Source organism: Pseudoxanthomonas sacheonensis (assembly GCF_031455975.1).
Classification (GTDB): domain Bacteria; phylum Pseudomonadota; class Gammaproteobacteria; order Xanthomonadales; family Xanthomonadaceae; genus Pseudoxanthomonas_A; species Pseudoxanthomonas_A sacheonensis_A.
In genome coordinates this window covers 301,345-322,104 of record NZ_JAVDTT010000001.1, presented here as the reverse complement: position 1 = coordinate 322,104, position 20,760 = coordinate 301,345, and the positions used below count along the sequence as shown (strand labels likewise).

The window sequence follows — 20,760 nt, the reverse complement described above, 5'->3', positions numbered from 1 at the left end:
CGGCTTGCCGCGCTGCCCCCGCTTGGCGCAGGATGCGCCCCATGAATGACATCACCAAACCCCAACTCCCCTCCTGCGTCATCAACTGCGTCGTCTACGACAAGGAAGGCAAGCGCCACGACATCACCCTGGACGCGATCAGCGACGTGCTGGCGCAGGACGACGGCAGTTTCGTCTGGGTGGGCCTGTACGAACCCGCGGACGATATTCTGGAGAAGCTGCAGGAGGAGTTCTGCCTGCACGACCTGGCCGTCGAGGACGCGCAGAACGCGCACCAGCGGCCCAAGCTGGAAGCCTACGGCAACTCGATGTTCGTGGTCACCCACACCGCGCAGGTCGTCAACGAGAAAATCGTATACGGCGAAACGCACGTCTTCGTCGGGCCACGCTATCTGGTCACGGTGCGCCATGGCTCTTCGCTGTCTTACGCGCCCGTACGCGAGCGCGTGGAGCGAGAGCCGGAACTGCTGGTGCTGGGGCCGTCGTACGGCTTGTACGCGGTATTGGACTTCATCGTCGACAACTACCGGCCGATCATCGACGAATTCCGCGACACCGCCGATTCGCTGGAACAGGCGATCTTCGCCGACACCTACAGCCGCGACACCGTGGTGCGGCTGTACGAACTGAAGCGCGAACTCAGCAAGATGCGCCTGGCGGTGGGCCCGCTGCAGGATGTGCTGGCACAGCTGACCCGCAGCCAGAGCGTGCTGATCCCCGAAGAGGTGCGTCTGTATTTCCGCGATGTCTACGACCATGCGCTGCGGGTCAACGAGGCCATCGACACCTTGCGCGAGATGTTGACCACGGCATTGAGCGTCAACCTGTCGCTGGTGACGCTGGGACAGGGCGAAGTGGTGAAGCGCCTGGGTGCATGGGCGGCGCTGCTGGCGGCGCCGACTTTGATCACCAGCTGGTACGGCATGAATTTCCACAACATGCCGGAAATCGACAAGGCCTATGCCTACCCCGCCCTGATCGGCGGCGTTGCGCTGGTCTGCGGCACGCTGTACTGGTTGTTCAAGCGCGCCAAGTGGCTTTGACCCAAAGCAGTTGAAGCGCTGAAGGCTTCGCGACTCGCGTCGCTCCTACGCGGCAAGGCAGGCGATGCGGCGGCGCACAATTCGCGCGGCTTGCCCAATAAGACCAAAGTCGAAGACCGAATCACCGGTTACGCATTGACCCCCTCTCCGCATCGGAGGACTCTAGCCGCACTCGAACGGAGGGGTTTGCATGAAGGGTTTCTCCAAGCTTGCCTGGGGCGCGCTCGCCCTGTTGGGTGCTTTCTGCCTGGGCACCATCGCCCTGCGTCGCGGCGAACAGATCAATGCGCTGTGGATCGTGGTCGCGGCCGTGTCTATCTACCTCGTGGCTTACCGCTACTACAGCCTGTTCATCGCCAACAAAGTGATGGGGCTGGACCCTACCCGGGCCACGCCTGCCGTATTGCGCAACGACGGGCTGGATTTCGTTCCCACCAACAAACACGTGCTGTTCGGCCATCACTTCGCCGCCATCGCAGGCGCGGGACCTTTGGTCGGACCGGTGCTGGCCGCGCAGATGGGTTACCTGCCCGGCATGCTCTGGCTGATCACCGGCGTGGTCCTGGCCGGCGCGGTGCAGGACTTCATGGTGCTGTTCATTTCCAGCCGGCGCGATGCGCGCTCGCTAGGCGACCTGGTGCGCGAGGAAATGGGAAGGATTCCCGGGACCATCGCGCTGTTCGGCGCCTTCTTGATCATGATCATCATCCTGGCGGTGCTGGCGATGATCGTGGTGAAAGCGCTGGCGGAAAGCCCGTGGGGCATGTTCACGGTGATGGCCACGATCCCGATCGCCGTGTTGATGGGCGTCTACATGCGCTACATCCGTCCCGGCAAAATCGGCGAGATCTCGATCGTCGGCATTGCGCTGCTGCTGTTCTCGATCTGGCTGGGCGGCAAGGTCGGCGCGCATCCCACCTGGGGCCCGGCGTTCACCTTCACCGGTACCCAGATCACCTGGATGCTGATCGGCTACGGCTTCGTCGCCGCGGTATTGCCGGTCTGGCTGATCCTGGCGCCGCGCGATTACCTGTCCACCTTCCTCAAGATCGGCACCATCATCGCCCTGGCGATCGGCATCGTGATCGTGATGCCGGAATTGAAGATGCCGGCGCTGACCCAGTTCACCGACGGCACCGGCCCGGTCTGGAAAGGCGGCCTGTTCCCGTTCCTGTTCATCACCATCGCCTGCGGCGCGGTTTCCGGCTTCCATGCGCTGATCTCCTCCGGCACCACGCCTAAGCTGCTGGCCAGCGAAGGCCATATGCGCTACATCGGCTACGGCGGCATGCTGATGGAATCGTTCGTGGCGATCATGGCCCTGGTCGCCGCTTCGGTGATCGAACCGGGCGTGTATTTCGCCATGAACAGTCCGGCCGCGGCCATCGGCACCGACGCCATTTCGGCGGCGGCGAAGATCAGCGAATGGGGCTTCACCGTCACTCCGGACATGCTGACCGCAACAGCCGCCGATATCGGCGAGAAGACCATCCTCTCGCGTGCGGGCGGCGCGCCCACACTGGCGGTGGGTATCGCCCATATCCTGCATAACGTGTTGCCGGGTCCGAACACGATGGCATTCTGGTACCACTTCGCTATCCTGTTCGAAGCGCTCTTCATCCTGACCGCGGTGGACGCAGGCACACGCGCCGGACGCTTCATGCTGCAGGACTTGCTGGGCACCTTCGCCCCCGCCCTGCGCCGTACCGAATCGTGGGGCGCCAACGTCATCGCCACCGCCGGCTGCGTCGCGTTGTGGGGCTACTTCCTGTATCAGGGCGTGGTCGATCCGCTGGGCGGCATCAACACCTTGTGGCCGTTGTTCGGCATCGCCAACCAGATGCTGGCGGGCATCGCCCTGATGCTGTGCACGGTGGTGCTGTTCAAGATGAAGCGCGACCGCTATGCCTGGGTCACGATCCTGCCTGCGACCTGGCTGTTGGTCTGCACGGTCACTGCCGGCTTCATCAAGATCTTCGATTCCAACCCTGCCGTAGGCTTCCTGGCGCAGGCGGCCAAGTATCGCGCCGGTATCAACTCGGGCGAGATCGTGGCTCCGGCCAAGAGCATCGAGCAGATGCAGCAGATCGCCACCAACAGCTACGTCAACACCGTGCTGACCGCGTTGTTCTTGTTCGTGGTGTTCAGCGTGCTGGTGTATGCCATCGGTGCGGTGCGCAAGGCGCGCGCCAATCCGCAGCGCAGCGATCGCGAGACGCCCTATGTTGCGGTGGATCCGACGATGCTGGCAAACCTCTGACATGGGCACCGAGCTGGTCCCCGCAGGCCAGTACCAGGCGCATCGCCGCGTATGGCGACGCCTGGTGCAGACCGCACGACTGTGCTGCGGCGTACCTGACTACGACAACTATGTGCGGCACATGAGGGACAAGCATCCCGACCGCGAAGTGATGGACTACAAAACCTTCTTCCGGGAGCGACAGGAAGCCAGGTTCGGCGGAAGGAACGGGTTCCGCTGCTGCTGATGTAGTCACAGGGCCGAAGCGTGACGTCCGACTCGTATTCCCTACGTCACTCCCTGGCGGCCGGACATCGGATCGCACAATCCCCGGGCGGGTAACGAAATCAAAACATCCGCACGACGACAGCGGTGCTAGGATCGGCTTGTCGCGTCGGGACAACATCAAATTACACGACAGCAGCCACGCAGCCGGAAAGGAAACCGCAATGCGCAAGCAGGTCCCCGCCCTGGCGGCACTCGCAACCTCCATCCTGATGGTTTCATGCGCCGCCGATCCGGCCGGGGCAAAGGAGCAAACCAGCATGTCCGCAGCGCTCAATCCCACTTCCGCCATGCCCTTCCATGATCCTGCGGTCGTGCCGCTGGCCAATGCGGTCGCTGAGGGGGACGTGGCTCGTATCCGCGCCCTCGCCTCGCCGGCGAACCTGTCGGCGCGTGGCGATGACCAGGTCACCCTGCTCGAGTGGGCGATCTGGAACCAGAAACCCGCCTCGCTGTCGGCACTGCTCGAAGCCGGCGCCAACGCCGCCGAGCCAGGCATGGACAACGAAACGGTGGCGCACATGGCCGCCATGGCCGACGACCCGCAGTACCTGCAAGCATTGGTCGCCCACGGCGCGCCGGTGGACGTGGTCAGCGCCCGGGCCGGCCGGACCCCGATCTTCCGCGCGGTACAGAGCCGACGCGACGCCCAATTCGACCTGCTGGTGAAAGCCGGCGCTGATGTCCGCCGCACCGATTCGATGGGCAACTCGCTGCTGCACGTGGCCGCGCAGGTCAACGATGCCGAGCGCGTCCTGCAGCTGCTGCAACTGGGTGTGGACCCTAACGCCACCGATAGTCGCGGCAACACCTTCCAGGCCGCGTTGTTCTCGGGCTCGGACGCGCGCCTCAACGCCGACGGCCGGCAATCGCGGCAGAAAGTGCGCGATTGGCTCGCGGCCAACGGCATCGCCACGCAGTAACCGGAACTGGAACGCGCGACGTCGGCAGACGTCGCCAATTTCATGCAGCAAGGCCCACACACGCAAAGGAATCGCGTATGAATGTTTCCGCAGGGACGCCCACTACCACCACCTCCTCCACTGCAACCGGCACCGGCTTCGCAGGCGACGTGGCGGGCCAGCAGCCGCACGCGGTGGATCGCGAGTTGTCGACGCTGATCCAGGACAACTATGCTGTCGCCGACGCACGTCGCGGCGAGTCCTCGTTCGCGCCGGTCCTGCCTGGGACCTGGCAACGCATGGACGATGCCGCAGTGCGCGCCGCGGGCATCGACCCCAGCCTGCTGCACGACGGCAAGAGCGGCTTCGACGCTTCGCTTTACCGGGATGCAAGCGGCGCCGTGGCGGTGGCCTACGCCGGTACCGACGAAGGCAAGGACTGGCGCCACAACTTCCGCCAGGGCCTGGGATTCCAGGACGCGCAGTACGACCAGGCCATCGCCCTGGCGCAACAGGCCAAGCAGGCCTTCGGCAACGACGTGGTCTTGACCGGGCAGTCGCTCGGCGGTGGCCTGGCGGCCGCGGCGAGCATGGTCAGCGAAGTCCCTGCGATTACCTTCAACGCCGCCGGCGTGCACGACAAGACTCTGGAACGCTACGGCTTCGACGCCGACGTGCTCAAGCAGGAGGCCGAGCAAGGCCTGATCCGCAGCTACCGGGTCAAGAACGAACTGCTGACCCATCTGCAGGAAGACAGCATTCCACTGAAGTGGGCCATGCCGGACGCGCCGGGACACAAGATCGAATTGCCGGATCCCGATCCGCTCACTTTCTTCGAGCGTCTCGTGCCCGGCAAGATGCTGCTGCATCGCCTCGACCTGCACTACATCGAAGCGGTGATGGAAGCGCAGGACCTGGCGCAACTGCAGGTGCGCGAGCGCAACCCTGGCGCCGGACCCGATACCATCGGCGACGCCAACAGCAGCTCCAACCAGTTGCTCAGGAATGCGGTCGATAGCCTGTCCGTGCAACGCCAGCAGCTGGGCCTTGCCGGCGACGAGCGCTTCTTCAATGTCGCCGCTGGCGCTGCGGCGCGCGCGGGCGCGGACGGCCTGAAGCGGATCGACCACGTGCTCACTTCCGAACGCGGCGACAGTCTGTTCTCGGTGCAGGGCGCATTGCACGATCCCGCCCACAAGCGCAGTCGTATCGATATAGAACAGGCCAGCCAGGTTCCCGCGCAGCTCAGCGCCGGGCAACTACGCGAGCAAGACCAGCAACAGCAGGGCCAGACACAGCAGGTGGAACAACGCCAACAACGTGCGGCCCAGCTCTAGGGAATCTCTGAATTAAGTAGTCCCGTTCGTAGTGAGCCTATCGGAAATCCGTTCGTGGTGAGCCTGTCGAACCACGCTTTTCGAGGGAAAGCCTGCTTGCTACTTACTGAAATTTCTCGCCAAGAGCGTGGTTCGACAGGCTCACCACGAACGGTTTATAGCCACGAACGGAATCCAATGTCTTTGGTATTTGCGCGGACTTGTTCATGGATTCCCTAGAGGCTCAGGCCCCGGCCATCGCTTTCAAGGTAATGCCGACGATATAGGCCAGCACCGTACCGGTCGCATAACCCAGCGCGCCGAGCAACGCACCCACCGGCGCAAGCGAAGGGTGAAACACCGAGGCCACCACCGGCGCGGACGCGGGTCCGCCGATATTGCTTTGCGAGCCCATGGCGAAATAGAAGAACGGAACCCGCAACGCCTTGCCCAGCAGCCACAACAGCACGATGTGCACCGAGATCCAGATCAGGCCGAGCGCGAACAGCCACGGCCGGTCGGCAAGCGCCTTGATGTCCATCTGCATGCCGATGCAGGCGATCAGGATATAGAGCAGCAGCGTGCCCACCTTCGATGCGCCGGCGCCATCCAGCGCGCGTGCGCGGGTGAAGCTCAGCCCGAGTCCGATCAGCGTCGACAGCACCACCACCCACACGAACGGCTCGTGCAGGCTGACCTGTCGCGACCACGACACATTCGCGCCGAACCACGCCGATGCCGGACCGGCGATCGCGTGCGACAAACCGACGGCGCCGAACGCGATGCCCAGGATGACCATCAGGTCGGTCAGCGAAGTCACGCGTTCGTGCTGTTGCTGGTAGGCCGCCAGGCGTTGCTTCAGATCCTCGATGGCGCGCGTGTCGGCGCCGCTGCGCGCATCGATCTTTTCCGCGCGCCCGGCCAGGAAGATCAGCACCGCCATCCACACATAGCCCACGCCGACATCCACCACGACGAACTGTCCGAAGGTGGTTTCGTCGACCTGGAACAACTCCTTCATCGCCACCATGTTCGCGCCGCCGCCGATCCAACTGCCTGCCAGCGTGGCCATGCCGGCCCAGGTGTCTCCGGCTACGGTCGCCGGATGCAGCAGACCCATCACCCAAAACGCCACGAACGCACCGAGCATCACGGTGATCGAAGCGCCGATGTACATAACCAATAGCTTCCATCCCAGCCTGAGCACGCCCTTCAGATCGATGGTGAGCGTCAATAACACCAATGCCGCCGGCAGCAGCACCCGGCTGGCCACCGGGTTGTACAGCTTGCTGGCGCCGCCGTCGATCAGCCCGATGCTGTTGTAGATGCCGGGAATGAAATAACACAGCAGCAATGCCGGCACGTAGGTATAGAACTTCTTCCACATGCCGGTTTCGCGCGAGGCGGTCCAAAACACCGCCCCCAGCGTGGCGGCGATCAGGCCGAACAGCACGATGTCGTTGGTGATCAGCGCAGTGGATGGCGCGGTGGCTTCGACTGGCATCGACACGGTTCCTGGCAGGCGCTGTCCGTGCTACCGGCAGGGCCGGCAGCGCGGATTGGCGATGGATTGCGGAGAGTTACTGGCCGAGATGCTGCTTCAGCCAGCCATTGACCGTGTCGTGCCACAACACGCTGTTCTGCGGTTTCAGAACCCAGTGGTTTTCATCGGGGAAGTACAGCAGCTTCGATTCGATGCCTTTGCGCTGCAATGCGGTGAACGCGGACAGACCCTGGTCGATAGGTACGCGGTAGTCCTTCTCGCCCTGCACCACCAACATAGGCACGCGCCAGTCAGCGATATGGTTGACCGGATTGAACTTCTCGTAAGCCTTGGGATTTTCATACGGCGTACCGCCGTTTTCCCACTCGCTGAACCACAGCTCCTCGGTCACATAACCCATCGACCTCGTGTCGAAGACGCCGTCGTGGTTGACCAGGCATTTCCACGCTCCGGAAGCAGGCGTATGCCAGTTGCCGGCGATCCAGTTGATCATGTAACCGCCGTAGCTTGCGCCGAGCGCGCAGGCGTTGGCGCCGTCGAGGAAGGCGTATCGCTTCTGCGCCGCGGCCCAGCCCTTCTGCAGATCTTCCAGCGGCTTGCCGCCCCAATCCTGGCTGATGGCGTCGGTGAAAGCCTGGCCGTAACCGGTGGAGCCATGGAAATCGATCATCACCACGGCGTAGCCCTGGCCTGCATAAGTCTGCGGATTCCAGCGATAGCTCCAGCCGTTGCCGAAGCTGCCTTGCGGGCCGCCGTGGATCAGGAAGGCGACCGGATATTTTTTTCCTTCCACGTAATTCCACGGCTTGACCACGTAACCATGCACGGTGTCGCCGCGGGCGCCCTTGAACTCGAACTGTTCGAAATCGCCGAACGCCACATCCTTCAGCCGCTCCCCCGCGCTCGGCGTGATCGCGCGCAGCGGTGCACCCGCCGTAGTGGTGGTGGTGAACAGCTGGTCGCCGGTCTTCAGCGTATTGCGGGTGAAAGCCAGGGTCTGGCCGGCGATATCGAACTCGGCGATGGAACCATCGCCGACGATCTGCTCTGCCTTGCCGGTGGCGACATCCACGGCGAACAAAGGATGCAGGCCGGTGTCCTGCGCGGTAGTGAAGATCGTGCCGCCGTCCTGAGACAGCACGATGCCGTCGGCGGAACGGTCCCAATGCGCGGCGATCTCGCGGACCTGTCCGCTGCCCACATCCATGCTCATCAGCGCGAAACGGTCGGCTTCGAAGCCCGGGCGTTTCATCGCGCGATAGAACAGCGTTTTTCCATCGGCGCTGAATACCGGACCGGTATCCCATGCCTTGTTGGCCGCGGTCAGATTGACCGGCGTGCCGCTGCCGTCGGCGTTGAGGCGATACAGATCGAAGTTGGTGGACCAGGCTTCTGCCTTGCCTGCCACACGGATACCGGCCACCAGCGTTTTCCCATCCGGCGCCCAGGTGTATTCGCTGGCATCGCCAAACGGTTTGGAAGGCGCGTCGCCATCCAGCGAATCGGTCAACGCGATCGCGCTACTGGTGGCCTTCGCTTTGCCGGCAGGTAGAGCACTCACGAAGAGCCGGCTGCGGCGGCCATCGCTCCAGGTGTCCCAATGACGCACGAAGAGCCCTTCGTACACCACGCCGGTACTTTTCTTGGCTTTGGTGTCGTCGAGCCTCTTCTGCGTGCAAGCGAAGTCGGCCTTGCAGTCGGCGAAGGTTTCGGCGCTGAACGCGACGCGGGTGCCGTCCGGCGACAACTGGTAGCTGCCGATGTCCAGCGCGAAAGCGGTGAGCTGCTTGGGCGCGCCGCCGCTGGAAGCGATGGAGTACAGCTGCTGGACGCCGGATTTTCCGCTGAGGAAATACACGGTCTTGCCATCGGGCGAGAACGCAGGCGAATTCACGTTCCAGCCCGCGGGCGTCAACGCTTTCGGCGGCGCCATATCGCGGGTCAACAGATTGCGCACCCACAAGCCTGTGCTGGCCTTGGTCACTTCCTTGTCCATCTGCCGCTGGGCGAAGACGACGACCGCGCCATCGGGCGACAGCACGGGCGAGGAAACGCGATCCAGCGCGACCAGGTCGCGTACGTCGAATCCGCGCGTGGCGGCCGTAGCCGGCAATGCGGCCAGCAGGCAGAGGGGCAACAGGGCGATTCGCAGCTTCATCCGGGGCTCCGGCAACAGGGAAACCCCGATGTTAGGCGGTAACGCCAGCTCGGCGCAAAGGCACGAAGTCATGCCTTTGCGTGAAGGAAGCCCGTTACTTGACCGGTAGTTCCGTAACCGCCTGCCCTTTGCTGCCCGACCGGTACAGCAGCCATCCCACCAGCGCCAGCACCACCAGTCCTATCCACTGGTTGAACCGCCAGGCTTCCGGCAACGCGAGTACGTCGGCGCTTCCCGAGACCACGATCGGCACCGCGATCGCGATGCCCATCAACGCTTCGCCGGTGATCAGGCCTGCGGAGAACAACGTGCCGGGACGGTGGATGCGGTCCTTTTCCATTTCGTCGTCATCGTTGATCTTGTGCTTGCGCTGCACGAAGTGCGAGAGCAGGCCGCCGAGGAAGATGGGCACCATCAATTCCAGCGGCAGGTAGATGCCGATGGCCGCAGCCAGCACCGGCACGCGGAATTTGGCGCCGCGCGATTTCAGCCATTCGTCCAGCGCGATGATGACCGCACCGATACCGGCGCCGATGGCGATCATGCCCCATGGCAACACGCCGCCGAACATGCCCTTGGCCACCGACGCCATCAAGGTGGCCTGCGGCGCGGAGAGCGAGTTGGGATGCTCCGGCGTGGGCGCGCCGATGCCATACGCGGCCGCGAGCAGGTTCAGTACCGGCGCCATGATCAGTGCGCACGAGAAGGCGCCAATGGCCAGCATCAACTGCTGTTTCCAAGGCGTGGCGCCGACGATGTATCCGGCTTTCAGATCCTGCAGGTTGTCGCCGCCGACCGCCGCCGCGCAGCACACCACCGCGCCGATCATGATCGCCGCCACCGCGCCGATCGGAGAATTACGTCCCAACAGGAATACCAGAACCACCGAAGCGAACAGAATGGTGGCGATGGTGATGCCGGAGACTGGATTGTTGGAAGAACCGACCAAGCCGGCGAGATAGGCCGACACCGACACGAACAGGAAACCGGCGACGATCATGATGATGGTCATCGGGATGCTGACCGTCCATTGCCCCACGATGGCCTGGTAGAGCAACGCCAGCGGAATCACGAACACCACCAGCGCGATCAACATCCACTTCATCGGCAGATCGCGGTCGGTTTCGGCCACGGCTTCGCCCTTGGCCTTGCGCGCGGCGGCGAATCCGCTGCGGATCCCCGACGCCAGCGATTTGCGCAGCGAGAACAGCGTCCACATGCCGCCGATGAGCATGGTGCCCACGCCCAGATAACGGACCTTGGTGGACCAGATGGCGAATGCCGTATCGACTGGCCCGGCGCCTGCGATCTGCGCGGCAAGGGCCGGATCGTTGTTCAGGAAGAAGGCGTTGTAGATCGGAATGGCGATATGCCAGGACAGCACCGCGCCCGAGAGCACGACGATGCCGATGTTCAGCCCAACGATATAGCCGACGCCCAGCAACGCAGGCGAAAGGTTGGTGCCCAGATAAGCCAGCACTTTGTTGTTGGCGAAGAAGCCCGCCTGCGCCCAGCTATCGGGGATCATGCGCAGGCCGCTGGCGGCGGCTAGTTTCACCAGCGCGCCGATGGCCGCCGACATGGCCAGGATCTTCAGGCCGGGACCGGGATTCTCGCCGGCCTTCAGCACCTCGGCGGCCGCCTTGCCTTCCGGGAACGGAAGCGGGTCTTCCACGATCATGGTGCGGCGCAGCGGCACCGAGAACAGCACGCCGAGCAAACCGCCCAGGCCGGCGATGGCCAGCACCCAGGAGTAACGGAAGTCCTGCCAGTAGCCCAGGATGATCAGCGCCGGAATGGTGAAGATGACGCCAGCCGCGATCGACGAACCCGCCGAGGCGCCGGTTTGGACGATGTTGTTCTCCAGGATGGTGCCGCCGCCCAGCAGGCGCAGCACGCCCATGGACACCACGGCAGCGGGAATGGCGGTGGCGATGGTCAGGCCCGCGAACAGCCCCAGATAAGCGTTGGCCGCCGACAAGATCATCGCCAGCACGATCGCCAGCAGTACGGCACGGAAGGTAAGTTGCGGCGTCTGCGCGCTGTTCATGCGAATCCCTGAGCTTCGAGGAGCCGACAAGCTATAAGGAAGCCACCGGCAAGTCCAGCGCGGGAGGACGGCGGGGCGCGGCTATACTCCGGCTTTCCAAGCAGGGCCAGCCCTTGTCCGCTCCCCTCCTGTCAGCGATTCCGGCGCGCGAGGATTTCCTCGGCCACCCCAAGGGCGTTTACGTCTGCTTCTTCACCGAGATGTGGGAGCGCTTCTCCTTCTACGGAATGAAGGCGCTGCTGCTGCTTTACTTGACCAAGTACCACCTGTTCCCGGACAAGGCCGGTTACGACCTGCTGGGCGCCTACGGCGGCCTGGTGTATTGCATCCCCGTGATCGGCGGCCTGCTGGCCGACCGCTGGCTGGGCATGCGCAAGGCCGTGGTGTTCGGCGGGTTGCTGCTGGTGCTGGGGCATGCGGGCATGGCGTTCGAGGGAGCCGCCGCTGTCCACGTGGGTGGCGAAGTCGTCCGCGACGAAGGTTCGCTGCGCTACACCTATCTATCGCTGGCGCTGATCATCATGGGCGTGGGTTTCCTCAAGCCCAACATCTCCACCATCGTGGGCAAGCTGTACGAGGAAAACGATCCACGGCGCGATTCCGGCTTCTCGCTTTTCTATGCGGGCATCAATCTGGGCGCGCTGTTCGCCTCCCTGGTCTGCGGCTACCTGGGCGAGACGCTGGGTTGGAAGTACGGCTTCGGCGCGGCCGGCATCGGCATGCTCTTGGGCCTGGTGTTGTTCCTCTGGGGACAGAAATACCTGCATGGCCATGCCGAACCGCGCCAGCCCGAGCTGCTGCGCGAGCGCGTGCTGGGACTTCCGCGCGAATGGTTGATCTACGGGATCGCCATTGTGGGCGTGTTGCCGATCGCCTGGCTGATGTGGGCCTCGGGCAACGGCGCTTTCGCACTGGGCGGAGAAATACCGCTGGCGCTGATGCTCATGCTGGCCGTGCTGACGGGGGTGCTGATCTGGTTCGGCTGGTTCGTCCTTTCCCAATGCACGCCGGTGCAACGCCAGCAGATGCTCGCGCTGATGGCGATGATCTTCATGTGCCTGGTGTTCTTCACCCTGTACGAGCAGACCTACGGTTCGTGGGTGACTTTCACCGACCGCCTGCTGACCAAGGACATCGCACCGTCGCTGGTCGCGCCGCTGCAACCGTTCGAATGGACTTCCGACTGGATCACCAACCTTTCGCTGTTCGTGCGGACCGCACCGTGGTCCACCTACTCCCTGCTGCTGGCGCCGCTTTCCTTCATGCTTGCCGCGCGACTGTCGGACCGCAACCCGGAGTCCACCACGCCGCGTCTGCTGTTCATCGCGGTGACCGTGACCATGCTGGTCTGTCTGGTGCGCGATTGCGTGGTTCTGCCGCAGACCGCCGGCTCGCTCACCTATCTGGGCGCCTTTTTTCTGGTGGTGCTGGCGCCGGCGTTCGCGGCGCTGTGGGCATGGCTGGGCACGCGCGGACGCGATCCTTCCAAACCTTTCAAGACCGCGTTGGGATTGCTGTTCGCCGGCTTGTCCTTCGTCCCGCTGGCCTGGGCGGCGCAGCAGGTCGGCGAAACCGGCCAGATAGCCAGTGTGTGGTGGCTGGTGCTGGCTTACCTGGTGCTGGAAATCGGTGAGATGTGCCTAGCGCCAGTCAGTCTTTCTGCGGTCACCCAGCTATCGCTGCCTCGCGTGGTCAGCCTGATGATGGGCACCTGGTTCCTGGCCACCGCTTTCTCGGAAACCCTGGCCGCGCAGCTCGGCAAGCTGGCCGCGATCGAGATACCGGAAGGCGAAGTCATGAACCTCGCCGAAGCGGCGGGCAAATACGCGGATTTGTTCTGGCTGCTGATGTGGATAGGTTTGGGCTGCGCATTGGCGGCCTTCATCGCGGCGCCGCTGCTGAAACGAATGATGCATGGGGTCCGATAGCTGCGGTTCCTTTCCAGAACCGCAGCTTTGCGGAACTCACCGCAACTTACTTCGCCGCAGCCGGGGTCTTTGAAACGGCTACGCCACCGCCCAGGTTGCGGGACAGGAACGCCAGCAGCTTCGTGTTGAAGTCCTTGATGTTCTCGGGCTTGTAGAAGCCGTGCCCTTCGCCACTGTAGTAGTGCGTCTCCACCGCTACCCCGGCACTCTTCAACGCCTGCTCCATTTGCTGGGTGTGCTCGACCGGCGCGATTTCGTCTTCGCGGCCCGCAACCAGAAGGACCGGAACCTTGATGCTGCTCGCTTTCCGGGTTGGTGAATTGGCTGCCAGCGTCTTCACATCGTCGCCTATCCACTCGGTGGTATAGGTTGCCGCCGAGCCATGCTTCTCCACATCTTCGTTACGCCATCTGGGAAGGTCGTACGCACCCACGTAACCGGCAGCGCACTTGTAAAGCGAAGGTTCTTTCGCAACGCCCATCAGAGAAGCGAACGCCCCGTAACTGGCACCAAATAGGCAGATGCGCTGCGGGTCAGCTATACCTTGCTGGATAGCCCATTTTGTCGCGTCGGTCACATCGTCCTGCATCGAAAGACCTAATTGCCTCGCGCCGATCTGTTCGAACTTGCGCCCGCGGTTATCCGAACCGCGGAAGTTCACCTGCAGCACCGCATAACCCGCGGCCGCAAGCATCTGAGCCTGTGTGTCGAAGCCCCAGTTGTCGCTAACGTTGAAAGGCCCTCCGTGCGGCATCACTATTAAGGGCATGTTCTTGCCCGAAGCCCCATTTGGGACGGTCAGATATCCCTTCAGCACCAGCCCATCGCGTGCCGGCAATGCGATCGCGCGTTGAGTGGCCATCTTGGCGGGGTCGAACCAGTCGGCTTTGCTGATTACGTACTCGGCTTTCTTGGCGACGGTATCGAACAAATAGAAATCGCCGGGATTCCGATCTCCCCAGGCCTCGACAAGGTTGATCCGTCCGTCGCTGGTACTTGAAGTGACATTGGCCGCGTTGTCGCCGAATGCCGCTTGCAGGCTGCGGTAAAAACGCGCCTCGGGCGAGGCTTCGTTGAAGAAGGCCATGCGTGGTTTGCCGTCGATGTAGCTGACGCCGACCGGAATCGAAGTACCTGGCTTAAACAGTATCTGGCCCGGATCCATTTCCTTGTCGCGCAACAGCTCAGTCCGCTTGCCGGTGGCGACGTCATAAGCGACAACGGCATCCGGGCCATCGGCCTGATCGGTCTGCAAGTAGGCGGTGGCATCGTCGGCGGAAAAGCCCAGCGCACCCTCCCTGCGATGGGTGACAGCTTCATCGTTCAGGAGTACCCAATCGGATTTCTCATCAGCCCGGTAATACATTTTCTGGACATTGTCGGTATCGCCGCCAGCCGCAAAGCGCGCGACTCCGCGGTTGTCTGTCGTGAAGCGCGCGTTGCGCACTGGCACCCGCGCGACGATCTGACGTTGTCCCGTGTACACATTCATACGTTCGAGACGCGTATAAGGATCGCCACCGAACGGCATCGCCATGACGAGCACATTTTTGTCGTCGGAAGGCAGATCGTCGACGAGAAAAGCGGCCACGCTCTCCACTTTCTTCCCCATGCGCGTCCCGAGATCGGCACTCACATGCTGCCCGACAAGGAGATCCGTTTTTCCGCCGTCGGCATCCATGCCGTAAAGGTCTCCTGTAGGCAGCGGCTCGTCCAACTCGCCGAACTTCTGGGCGACGCCTATGATCAGCCGGCCTGGACTGACCCAATTGAAACTGTCGATCGCCGTATCGCGCCCCAACTGGAAAGTGCCCAACAGTTTCTTGTCGGTCCGGCTCATGACGACCAGCGCGACGCGGTCTTCGAGCGGAACGGTCGCCGCGTAATACTCTCCGTTCGGCGATATTTTTATCGTCTCGAAACTATCCCGCTTACTGAACGCATCGACATTCACGTCCGCGGCGGATGCCGAATAGCCAATGGTGGCCAGCAAGACGCCGGCGAACAACTGCTTCAGTCCTTTCATACGATCCCCTTGATGTATCCAAAAAAAGACGCTGCGAATCCTGCAGCTCTTCCCGAAGGTTTGACGAGATCCGGCAGGCAACCAGGCTCTGCGGCAACCGCATTCCCAGGCAAAACGGGCGCTTCCGCTCCACAGAACAGCGAAAGATGGCGCTTCATCGATACCCCCCGGTAGTCGATCGGCAGTCGGCCGGTCTATCCAAGTGTATCGGCAATCAGTGCGTTGAGGTATCGAGCACCTGCGTCAGCGCCTGCTTCCAATCGGGCAGGCGGACCCCAAATTTCTCTCTCAACCGAGTGGTATCCAGGCAGGAGTACCGAGGCCGCTTGGCGCGAGTGGGATATTCGCTGGTGGCAATCGGTATGACGTTGGGAGTACGGTCGGCCAGCCCTCTTTCCGCAGCCTGCCTGAATATCTCCTCGGCGAACCCGTGCCAGCTCGTCTCGCCCGCCGCGGTCAGGTGCCAAACGCCGGAACGTCCGGGATCGTCCTGCAGGACCTCCGCGCTGACATCCGAAATCAATCGTGCCGATGTGGGGGTCCCCCGCTGGTCGGCCACTACGCGCAGCTCATCGCGCTCGGACCCGATCCGCAACATAGTGCGCATGAAATTGGCGCCGTAGCTTCCGTATACCCATGCCGTCCGGAAAATCAGATGGCGGCATCCAGCCCCCTGTATCGCCCGTTCGCCCGCCAGCTTGCTGCGGCCGTAAACCCCCAGAGGGCCGGTAGCGTCTTCTTCGCGATACGGACGATCAGATTCACCATCGAAAACATAGTCCGTAGAATAGTGCAGCAGCAACGTTCCCAATCTCGCACACGCTTCGGCCAAGCGTCCCGGGCTCTCAGCATTCGCTCGGAAAGCCGCCTCCGGTTCATCCTCGGCGCGATCGACCGCGGTATAGGCTGCCGCATTCACGACCACACCGGGTGCGATGCGCTCCACCAAAATAGGCAACGAATCAGGAACGTCGAAATCGGCCAGTTCGCATGCATTACCGTCTAAGACGCCACTCCTAGTGGTTGCGACGATCTCACCGAGAGGCGCAAGACTGCGCCTGAGCTCGTGACCCACCTGACCATTGGCCCCCAGCAGCAGGATCCTCATGCAGCAAAGACGGGAAGACGATCCGGCGCCACATCCTTCAAGAACGGCGCGATGGCGTCTTTATCGGATAGCAACGGCGCATCGATCGGCCAGTCGATCCCTATATCGGCATCATTCCAGCGTACACCCGCATCAGCCGATCTGTCGTACTGGGCGGTGCACAGATAGCTGAATATCGCGCGCTCGGAAAGCACCGCGAACCCATGGGCGAACCCTTCCGGTATCCAGAACTGGCGCTTGTTTTCCGCGCTCAGAATTACGGCGGCCCAGCGACCGAAAGTGGCAGAGCCTCTACGGATATCCACCGCGACGTCATAAACCTCTCCTTCGAGCACACTCATCAACTTGCCTTGCGGATTTGGCCATTGGTAATGCAGCCCACGCAATACGCCGCGCGCGGAAGAAGACACATTGCTCTGTACGAATTTGTCGGGGAGGCCGAGTCGCCCATAGCGGTCGGCATTCCAGGTTTCGAAGAAGAAACCGCGATCGTCGCCGAAGACCGCCGGCTCGATGACCAAGCAGCCCGGAAGGCTGGTTTCGACGACCTTCATCGCACAACCCCGCGCGTTGCAAGCGAAAGCAGGTATTGTCCGTAACCATTCGTGGCAAGCGGAGCCGCCAGTTTCTCCAGTTGCGCGGCATCGATCCATCCATTGCCGAAAGCGATTTCCTCGGGACAACAGACACGTAGCCCCTGCCTCGCCTCGATCGTTTCGATGAAGTTGGACGCCTCCAGCAAGGATCTAGGCGTCCCGGTATCCAACCATGCAAAACCCCGACCCAACGGCTCCAGGTGCAAAGAGCCATCATCGAGATAACGGCGATTGAGATCGGTGATCTCCAGCTCTCCGCGTGCCGAAGGTTTCAGAGAAGCCGCATAGTCGCTGGCACGCCCATCGTAAAAATAAAGGCCGGTGACCGCGTAGTTCGAGCGTGGCTTCTTGGGTTTTTCTTCCAGTCCGACTACCCTACCGCCTTCATCGAACTCGGCGACCCCGTATCTTTCCGGATCGCTGACCCAGTAACCGAATACTGTTGCCCCGTGCTCGCGCGCATCAGCGCGCTTGAGGGTTTCGGTCAAGCCGTGTCCATGAAAGATGTTGTCGCCCAGGACGAGGCAACTGGGCTGGCCGGCGACGAAATCCTTGCCGATCAAATAGGCCTGCGCCAGCCCATCGGGGCTCGGCTGCGGTGCGTATTCTATGCGCATGCCCCATTGCGACCCATCGCGGAGCAATTGCTTGAATAGCGCCTGCTCATGCGGCGTGTTGATCACCAGCACTTCGCGTATCCCGGCGAGCATCAGCACGCTGAGCGGGTAGTAGATCATCGGTTTATCGTAAACCGGCAGCAGCTGCTTGCTGACGGTCTGGGTGATCGGATACAGGCGCGTGCCGGAACCGCCGGCCAGGATGATGCCTTTGCGTTGCGTCATTTTTGCTTTCCTTTGCGTCAGGCGGCAGCGCCGATTCTTTCTAGACGATAGCTGCCATCCAGCACTCGCTTCACCCAGGCTTGGTTCTCGAGATACCAGTCGACAGTCTGGGCGATACCATTTTCGAAGGTGTATTGCGGTTTCCAGCCCAATTCGCCCTGTAATTTGGACGCATCGATCGCATATCTACGATCATGACCGGGGCGGTCGGCAACATAGGTGATTTGGCTTGCGTGGGACTTGCCGTCTTCGCGGGGGCGGCGCTCGTCCAGCAGTCCGCAGATGGTTTCCACCACCTCTATATTCTGTCGCTCCGCATCGCCGCCGACATTGTAGGTTTCGCCGGGACGACCCTTTTCCAGAACGGTTCGGATAGCCGCGCAGTGATCGCTCACATACAACCAGTCGCGGACATTCTTGCCATCGCCGTAGACCGGCAAGGGCTCGCCGGCCAGCGCGCGCGCGATGATCAGCGGAATGAGCTTCTCCGGAAAATGATACGGCCCGTAGTTGTTCGAGCAATTGGTGGTCAGCACCGGCAGCCCGTAAGTGTGGTGGAACGCCCGCACCAGATGGTCGGACGCCGCCTTGGAAGCGGAGTACGGAGAATTGGGCGCGAAAGGCGTGCTTTCGGTGAACTTGCCGGCCTCTCCCAGCGAGCCATAGACTTCGTCGGTGGATACATGCAGGAAACGAAAAGCATTTCGCCTTGCCCCTTCCAGGCAACGCCAGTAATCGCGAACGGACTCCAGCAACGCCAGCGTCCCGACCACGTTGGTCCGCACGAATGCAGCTGGACCGTCAATAGAGCGATCGACATGACTCTCTGCAGCGAGGTTCAGCACCGCATCGGGCTGGTGTTCGGTCAACAATCGCGACACGAGATCAGAGTCACCAATGTCGCCATGCACGAACGTATGGCCCGGATTACCCGCTAGCGAGGATAGTGTGTCCAGATTGCCCGCGTAGGTCAGTGCATCCAGGTTGACGACACGAATGCCCTTGCCTACAGCTTCCAGTACGAAATTGCCGCCAATGAAGCCGGCACCGCCAGTTACCAGCCAAGTCGACACATCTGCCTCCCGATATTTGGCCTACAGAGACAGCTACAAAGAAGCGCGATCTTCAGAACGGAATATCATCGTCCGCGAAGTCGTCCATCGGCGCCTGCTGAGTGGCAGGCTGCTGGCGGCGCGGCGCCGAATCCTGGCGTTGCGCGGGCGCACTACGTTGCGGGCGATCGCCACCGCCACCGCCGTCGCCTTTGCCGCCGAGCATCTGCATCTCGTCGGCGATGATGTCGGTGGAATATTTCTCCACGCCGTCCTGGCCGGTGTATTTGTCGTAGCGCAGGGAGCCTTCCACGTAGACCGAGCTGCCCTTGCGCAGGTATTCGCCGGCGATCTCGCCGAGTTTGCCGAAGAACACCACGCGGTGCCATTCGGTGCGTTCCTGCTGATTGCCATCCTTGTCCTTGCGAACGCTGGTGGTGGCCAGGCTGATCCGGGTGATCGCCATGCCGCCCTGTGTGTACTTGGTGTCCGGGTCGTTGCCCAGATTGCCCACCAGGATCACTTTATTGATGCCGCGTGCCATATCGTCTTCCGTCGGGTGATGCCCGCCGGTTGCGGGCGCAGTCCAGTGAAGTATACCTGCGGCCTACAGGCTAGTCCGTATACGCCGCGGCCGCGCGTAAGGTTTGACTGACCATTCTTCCCTTATAATTCAGCCACTTCCCTAACATCTCACACATGATCGCCCCCGAGACCACCACCCGGCCCGCGTTGGCCCTGCCCCAGATCCAGGCCCTGGCCTCCGTCGACATGGCCGCCGTGGACGCGCTGATCCGCGACCGGTTGGCTTCGGACGTGGTGTTGATCAACCAGATCGCCGATCACATCGTCTCCGCGGGCGGCAAGCGCCTGCGCCCGATGTTGGTGGTGCTGGCCGGACGCGCCAGCGGCGCCGTATCGCCCGAACACCATCAGCTGGCGGCGATCATCGAGTTCATCCACACCTCCACCCTGCTGCACGACGACGTGGTGGACGAATCGGACCTGCGCCGCGGCCGCAGCACCGCCAATGCTTTGTGGGGCAATGCGCCCAGCGTGCTGGTCGGCGATTTCCTGTATTCACGCAGCTTCCAGCTGATGGTGGAACTGGACCGCATGGAAGTGATGCGCATCCTGGCCGACACCACCAACCGCATCGCCGAAGGCGAGGTGCTGCAACTGTTGCACGTGCACAACCCGGATACCGACGAAGCGGCTTATCTGCGCGTGATCGAACGCAAGACCGCAGTGCTGTTCGCGGCAGGTACTCAACTGGGCGCGCTGGCGTCCGGCGCCGACGTCATCGCCCAGCAGAAACTCTACGACTACGGCATGAACCTGGGCTACGCCTTCCAGATCGCCGATGACGTGCTGGACTACACCGCAGATGCCGCCGACCTGGGCAAGAACCTGGGCGACGATCTCGCCGAGGGCAAGGCCACTTTGCCGCTGATCCATGCCATCGCGCATTCGGATGCGGCCACGCGCGCGCGTCTGCGCGAAATCGTCGAGAACGGCGAAGGCCAGGCGATGCCGGAAGTGCTGACGGCCATCAAAGCCACCGGCGGCCTGGAATACAGCCAGCGGCGGGCTGCGGAATACGCGGAAGCGGCCGAGAAGGCGCTGGATGGCCTGATCGAAAACGACGCCCTATCGGCGCTACGCGGTCTCGCACGCTACGCGGTGGCTCGCAAACACTGATGCAGGAGCG

The 20,760-nt window shown here is 62.5% G+C and carries 16 protein-coding genes; 7 read left to right on the top strand and 9 right to left on the bottom strand.

What is annotated here, in order from left to right; translation table 11 throughout:
* Positions 1–41 precede the first annotated feature (41 nt).
* The 5 genes from corA to J2W94_RS01445 all read left to right on the top strand — a co-directional run bounded on the left by corA (position 42) and on the right by J2W94_RS01445 (position 5,806).
* Entirely contained in the window at positions 42–1,043 is a 1,002-nt protein-coding gene (corA, locus tag J2W94_RS01465) for a magnesium/cobalt transporter CorA (protein ID WP_310089851.1), read from the top strand.
* 190 nt (positions 1,044–1,233) lie between these two features.
* Positions 1,234–3,303 carry a carbon starvation CstA family protein gene (locus tag J2W94_RS01460; protein ID WP_310089849.1) on the top strand — a complete coding sequence of 690 codons (2,070 nt, stop codon included), beginning with the start codon at positions 1,234–1,236 and terminating at the stop codon, positions 3,301–3,303.
* Between the two features lies 1 nt (position 3,304).
* Positions 3,305–3,529 carry a YbdD/YjiX family protein gene (locus tag J2W94_RS01455; RefSeq protein WP_310089846.1) on the top strand — a complete coding sequence of 75 codons (225 nt, stop codon included), beginning with the start codon at positions 3,305–3,307 and terminating at the stop codon, positions 3,527–3,529.
* Between the two features lie 202 nt (positions 3,530–3,731).
* Entirely contained in the window at positions 3,732–4,490 is a 759-nt protein-coding gene (locus tag J2W94_RS01450; RefSeq protein ID WP_310089844.1) for an ankyrin repeat domain-containing protein, read from the top strand.
* 77 nt (positions 4,491–4,567) lie between these two features.
* Positions 4,568–5,806: an XVIPCD domain-containing protein gene (locus tag J2W94_RS01445; protein WP_310089841.1), complete on the top strand. Its 1,239-nt coding sequence runs from the start codon at positions 4,568–4,570 to the stop codon at positions 5,804–5,806.
* Between the two features lie 223 nt (positions 5,807–6,029).
* Here the strand turns inward: J2W94_RS01445 and J2W94_RS01440 are convergent, their stop codons facing one another.
* From J2W94_RS01440 to J2W94_RS01430, 3 genes are all read right to left on the bottom strand, one after another.
* Positions 6,030–7,289 carry a DUF819 domain-containing protein gene (locus J2W94_RS01440; RefSeq protein WP_310089840.1) on the bottom strand — a complete coding sequence of 420 codons (1,260 nt, stop codon included), beginning with the start codon at positions 7,287–7,289 and terminating at the stop codon, positions 6,030–6,032.
* Between the two features lie 76 nt (positions 7,290–7,365).
* Complete coding sequence (locus J2W94_RS01435; RefSeq protein ID WP_310089838.1) at positions 7,366–9,447, bottom strand: S9 family peptidase; 2,082 nt, start codon at positions 9,445–9,447, stop codon at positions 7,366–7,368.
* Between the two features lie 94 nt (positions 9,448–9,541).
* Entirely contained in the window at positions 9,542–11,497 is a 1,956-nt protein-coding gene (locus tag J2W94_RS01430) for an OPT family oligopeptide transporter (RefSeq protein WP_310089836.1), read from the bottom strand.
* Positions 11,498–11,610: 113 nt separating this feature from the next.
* On the opposite strand from J2W94_RS01430, the gene J2W94_RS01425 reads away from it, so the two are divergent.
* Entirely contained in the window at positions 11,611–13,425 is a 1,815-nt protein-coding gene (locus tag J2W94_RS01425; protein WP_310089834.1) for a peptide MFS transporter, read from the top strand.
* A 46-nt stretch (positions 13,426–13,471) separates the two neighbouring features.
* Here the strand turns inward: J2W94_RS01425 and J2W94_RS01420 are convergent, their stop codons facing one another.
* The 6 genes from J2W94_RS01420 to J2W94_RS01395 all read right to left on the bottom strand — a co-directional run bounded on the left by J2W94_RS01420 (position 13,472) and on the right by J2W94_RS01395 (position 19,593).
* On the bottom strand, positions 13,472–15,451 hold the full coding sequence (locus tag J2W94_RS01420) for an alpha/beta hydrolase family protein (RefSeq protein WP_310089832.1): 1,980 nt from the start codon (positions 15,449–15,451) through the stop codon (positions 13,472–13,474).
* Between the two features lie 214 nt (positions 15,452–15,665).
* Entirely contained in the window at positions 15,666–16,559 is an 894-nt protein-coding gene (rfbD, locus tag J2W94_RS01415) for a dTDP-4-dehydrorhamnose reductase (protein WP_310089831.1), read from the bottom strand.
* Entirely contained in the window at positions 16,556–17,113 is a 558-nt protein-coding gene (gene rfbC / locus J2W94_RS01410; RefSeq protein WP_310089829.1) for a dTDP-4-dehydrorhamnose 3,5-epimerase, read from the bottom strand. The genes rfbD and rfbC overlap by 4 nt, the downstream gene beginning before the upstream one ends.
* Complete coding sequence (rfbA, locus tag J2W94_RS01405) at positions 17,110–17,997, bottom strand: glucose-1-phosphate thymidylyltransferase RfbA (RefSeq protein WP_310089827.1); 888 nt, start codon at positions 17,995–17,997, stop codon at positions 17,110–17,112. The genes rfbC and rfbA overlap by 4 nt, the downstream gene beginning before the upstream one ends.
* A 17-nt stretch (positions 17,998–18,014) precedes the next feature.
* Positions 18,015–19,070, bottom strand: coding sequence for a dTDP-glucose 4,6-dehydratase (gene rfbB, locus J2W94_RS01400; protein WP_310089826.1), 1,056 nt, complete (start codon positions 19,068–19,070; stop codon positions 18,015–18,017).
* 52 nt (positions 19,071–19,122) lie between these two features.
* Entirely contained in the window at positions 19,123–19,593 is a 471-nt protein-coding gene (locus tag J2W94_RS01395) for a single-stranded DNA-binding protein (protein ID WP_310089825.1), read from the bottom strand.
* Between the two features lie 155 nt (positions 19,594–19,748).
* Between J2W94_RS01395 and J2W94_RS01390 the strand changes: the two genes are divergently transcribed.
* Positions 19,749–20,750: a polyprenyl synthetase family protein gene (locus J2W94_RS01390; RefSeq protein ID WP_310089824.1), complete on the top strand. Its 1,002-nt coding sequence runs from the start codon at positions 19,749–19,751 to the stop codon at positions 20,748–20,750.
* Positions 20,751–20,760: the final 10 nt, after the last annotated feature.

Excerpts from the sequence above, each read along its gene's own strand:
- J2W94_RS01450 (WP_310089844.1), top strand. The coding sequence starts at position 3,732 with ATGCGCAAGCAGGTCCCCGCCCTGGCGGCACTCGCAACCTCCATCCTG.
- rfbC (WP_310089829.1), bottom strand. The coding sequence starts at position 17,113 with ATGAAGGTCGTCGAAACCAGCCTTCCGGGCTGCTTGGTCATCGAGCCG.
- J2W94_RS01430 (WP_310089836.1), bottom strand. The coding sequence starts at position 11,497 with ATGAACAGCGCGCAGACGCCGCAACTTACCTTCCGTGCCGTACTGCTG.
- corA (WP_310089851.1), top strand. The coding sequence starts at position 42 with ATGAATGACATCACCAAACCCCAACTCCCCTCCTGCGTCATCAACTGC.
- J2W94_RS01445 (WP_310089841.1), top strand. The coding sequence starts at position 4,568 with ATGAATGTTTCCGCAGGGACGCCCACTACCACCACCTCCTCCACTGCA.
- rfbD (WP_310089831.1), bottom strand. The coding sequence starts at position 16,559 with ATGAGGATCCTGCTGCTGGGGGCCAATGGTCAGGTGGGTCACGAGCTC.
- J2W94_RS01420 (WP_310089832.1), bottom strand. The coding sequence starts at position 15,451 with ATGAAAGGACTGAAGCAGTTGTTCGCCGGCGTCTTGCTGGCCACCATT.
- J2W94_RS01455 (WP_310089846.1), top strand. The coding sequence starts at position 3,305 with ATGGGCACCGAGCTGGTCCCCGCAGGCCAGTACCAGGCGCATCGCCGC.
- J2W94_RS01390 (WP_310089824.1), top strand. The coding sequence starts at position 19,749 with ATGATCGCCCCCGAGACCACCACCCGGCCCGCGTTGGCCCTGCCCCAG.
- rfbA (WP_310089827.1), bottom strand. The coding sequence starts at position 17,997 with ATGACGCAACGCAAAGGCATCATCCTGGCCGGCGGTTCCGGCACGCGC.
- J2W94_RS01435 (WP_310089838.1), bottom strand. The coding sequence starts at position 9,447 with ATGAAGCTGCGAATCGCCCTGTTGCCCCTCTGCCTGCTGGCCGCATTG.
- J2W94_RS01440 (WP_310089840.1), bottom strand. The coding sequence starts at position 7,289 with ATGCCAGTCGAAGCCACCGCGCCATCCACTGCGCTGATCACCAACGAC.
- J2W94_RS01460 (WP_310089849.1), top strand. The coding sequence starts at position 1,234 with ATGAAGGGTTTCTCCAAGCTTGCCTGGGGCGCGCTCGCCCTGTTGGGT.
- J2W94_RS01395 (WP_310089825.1), bottom strand. The coding sequence starts at position 19,593 with ATGGCACGCGGCATCAATAAAGTGATCCTGGTGGGCAATCTGGGCAAC.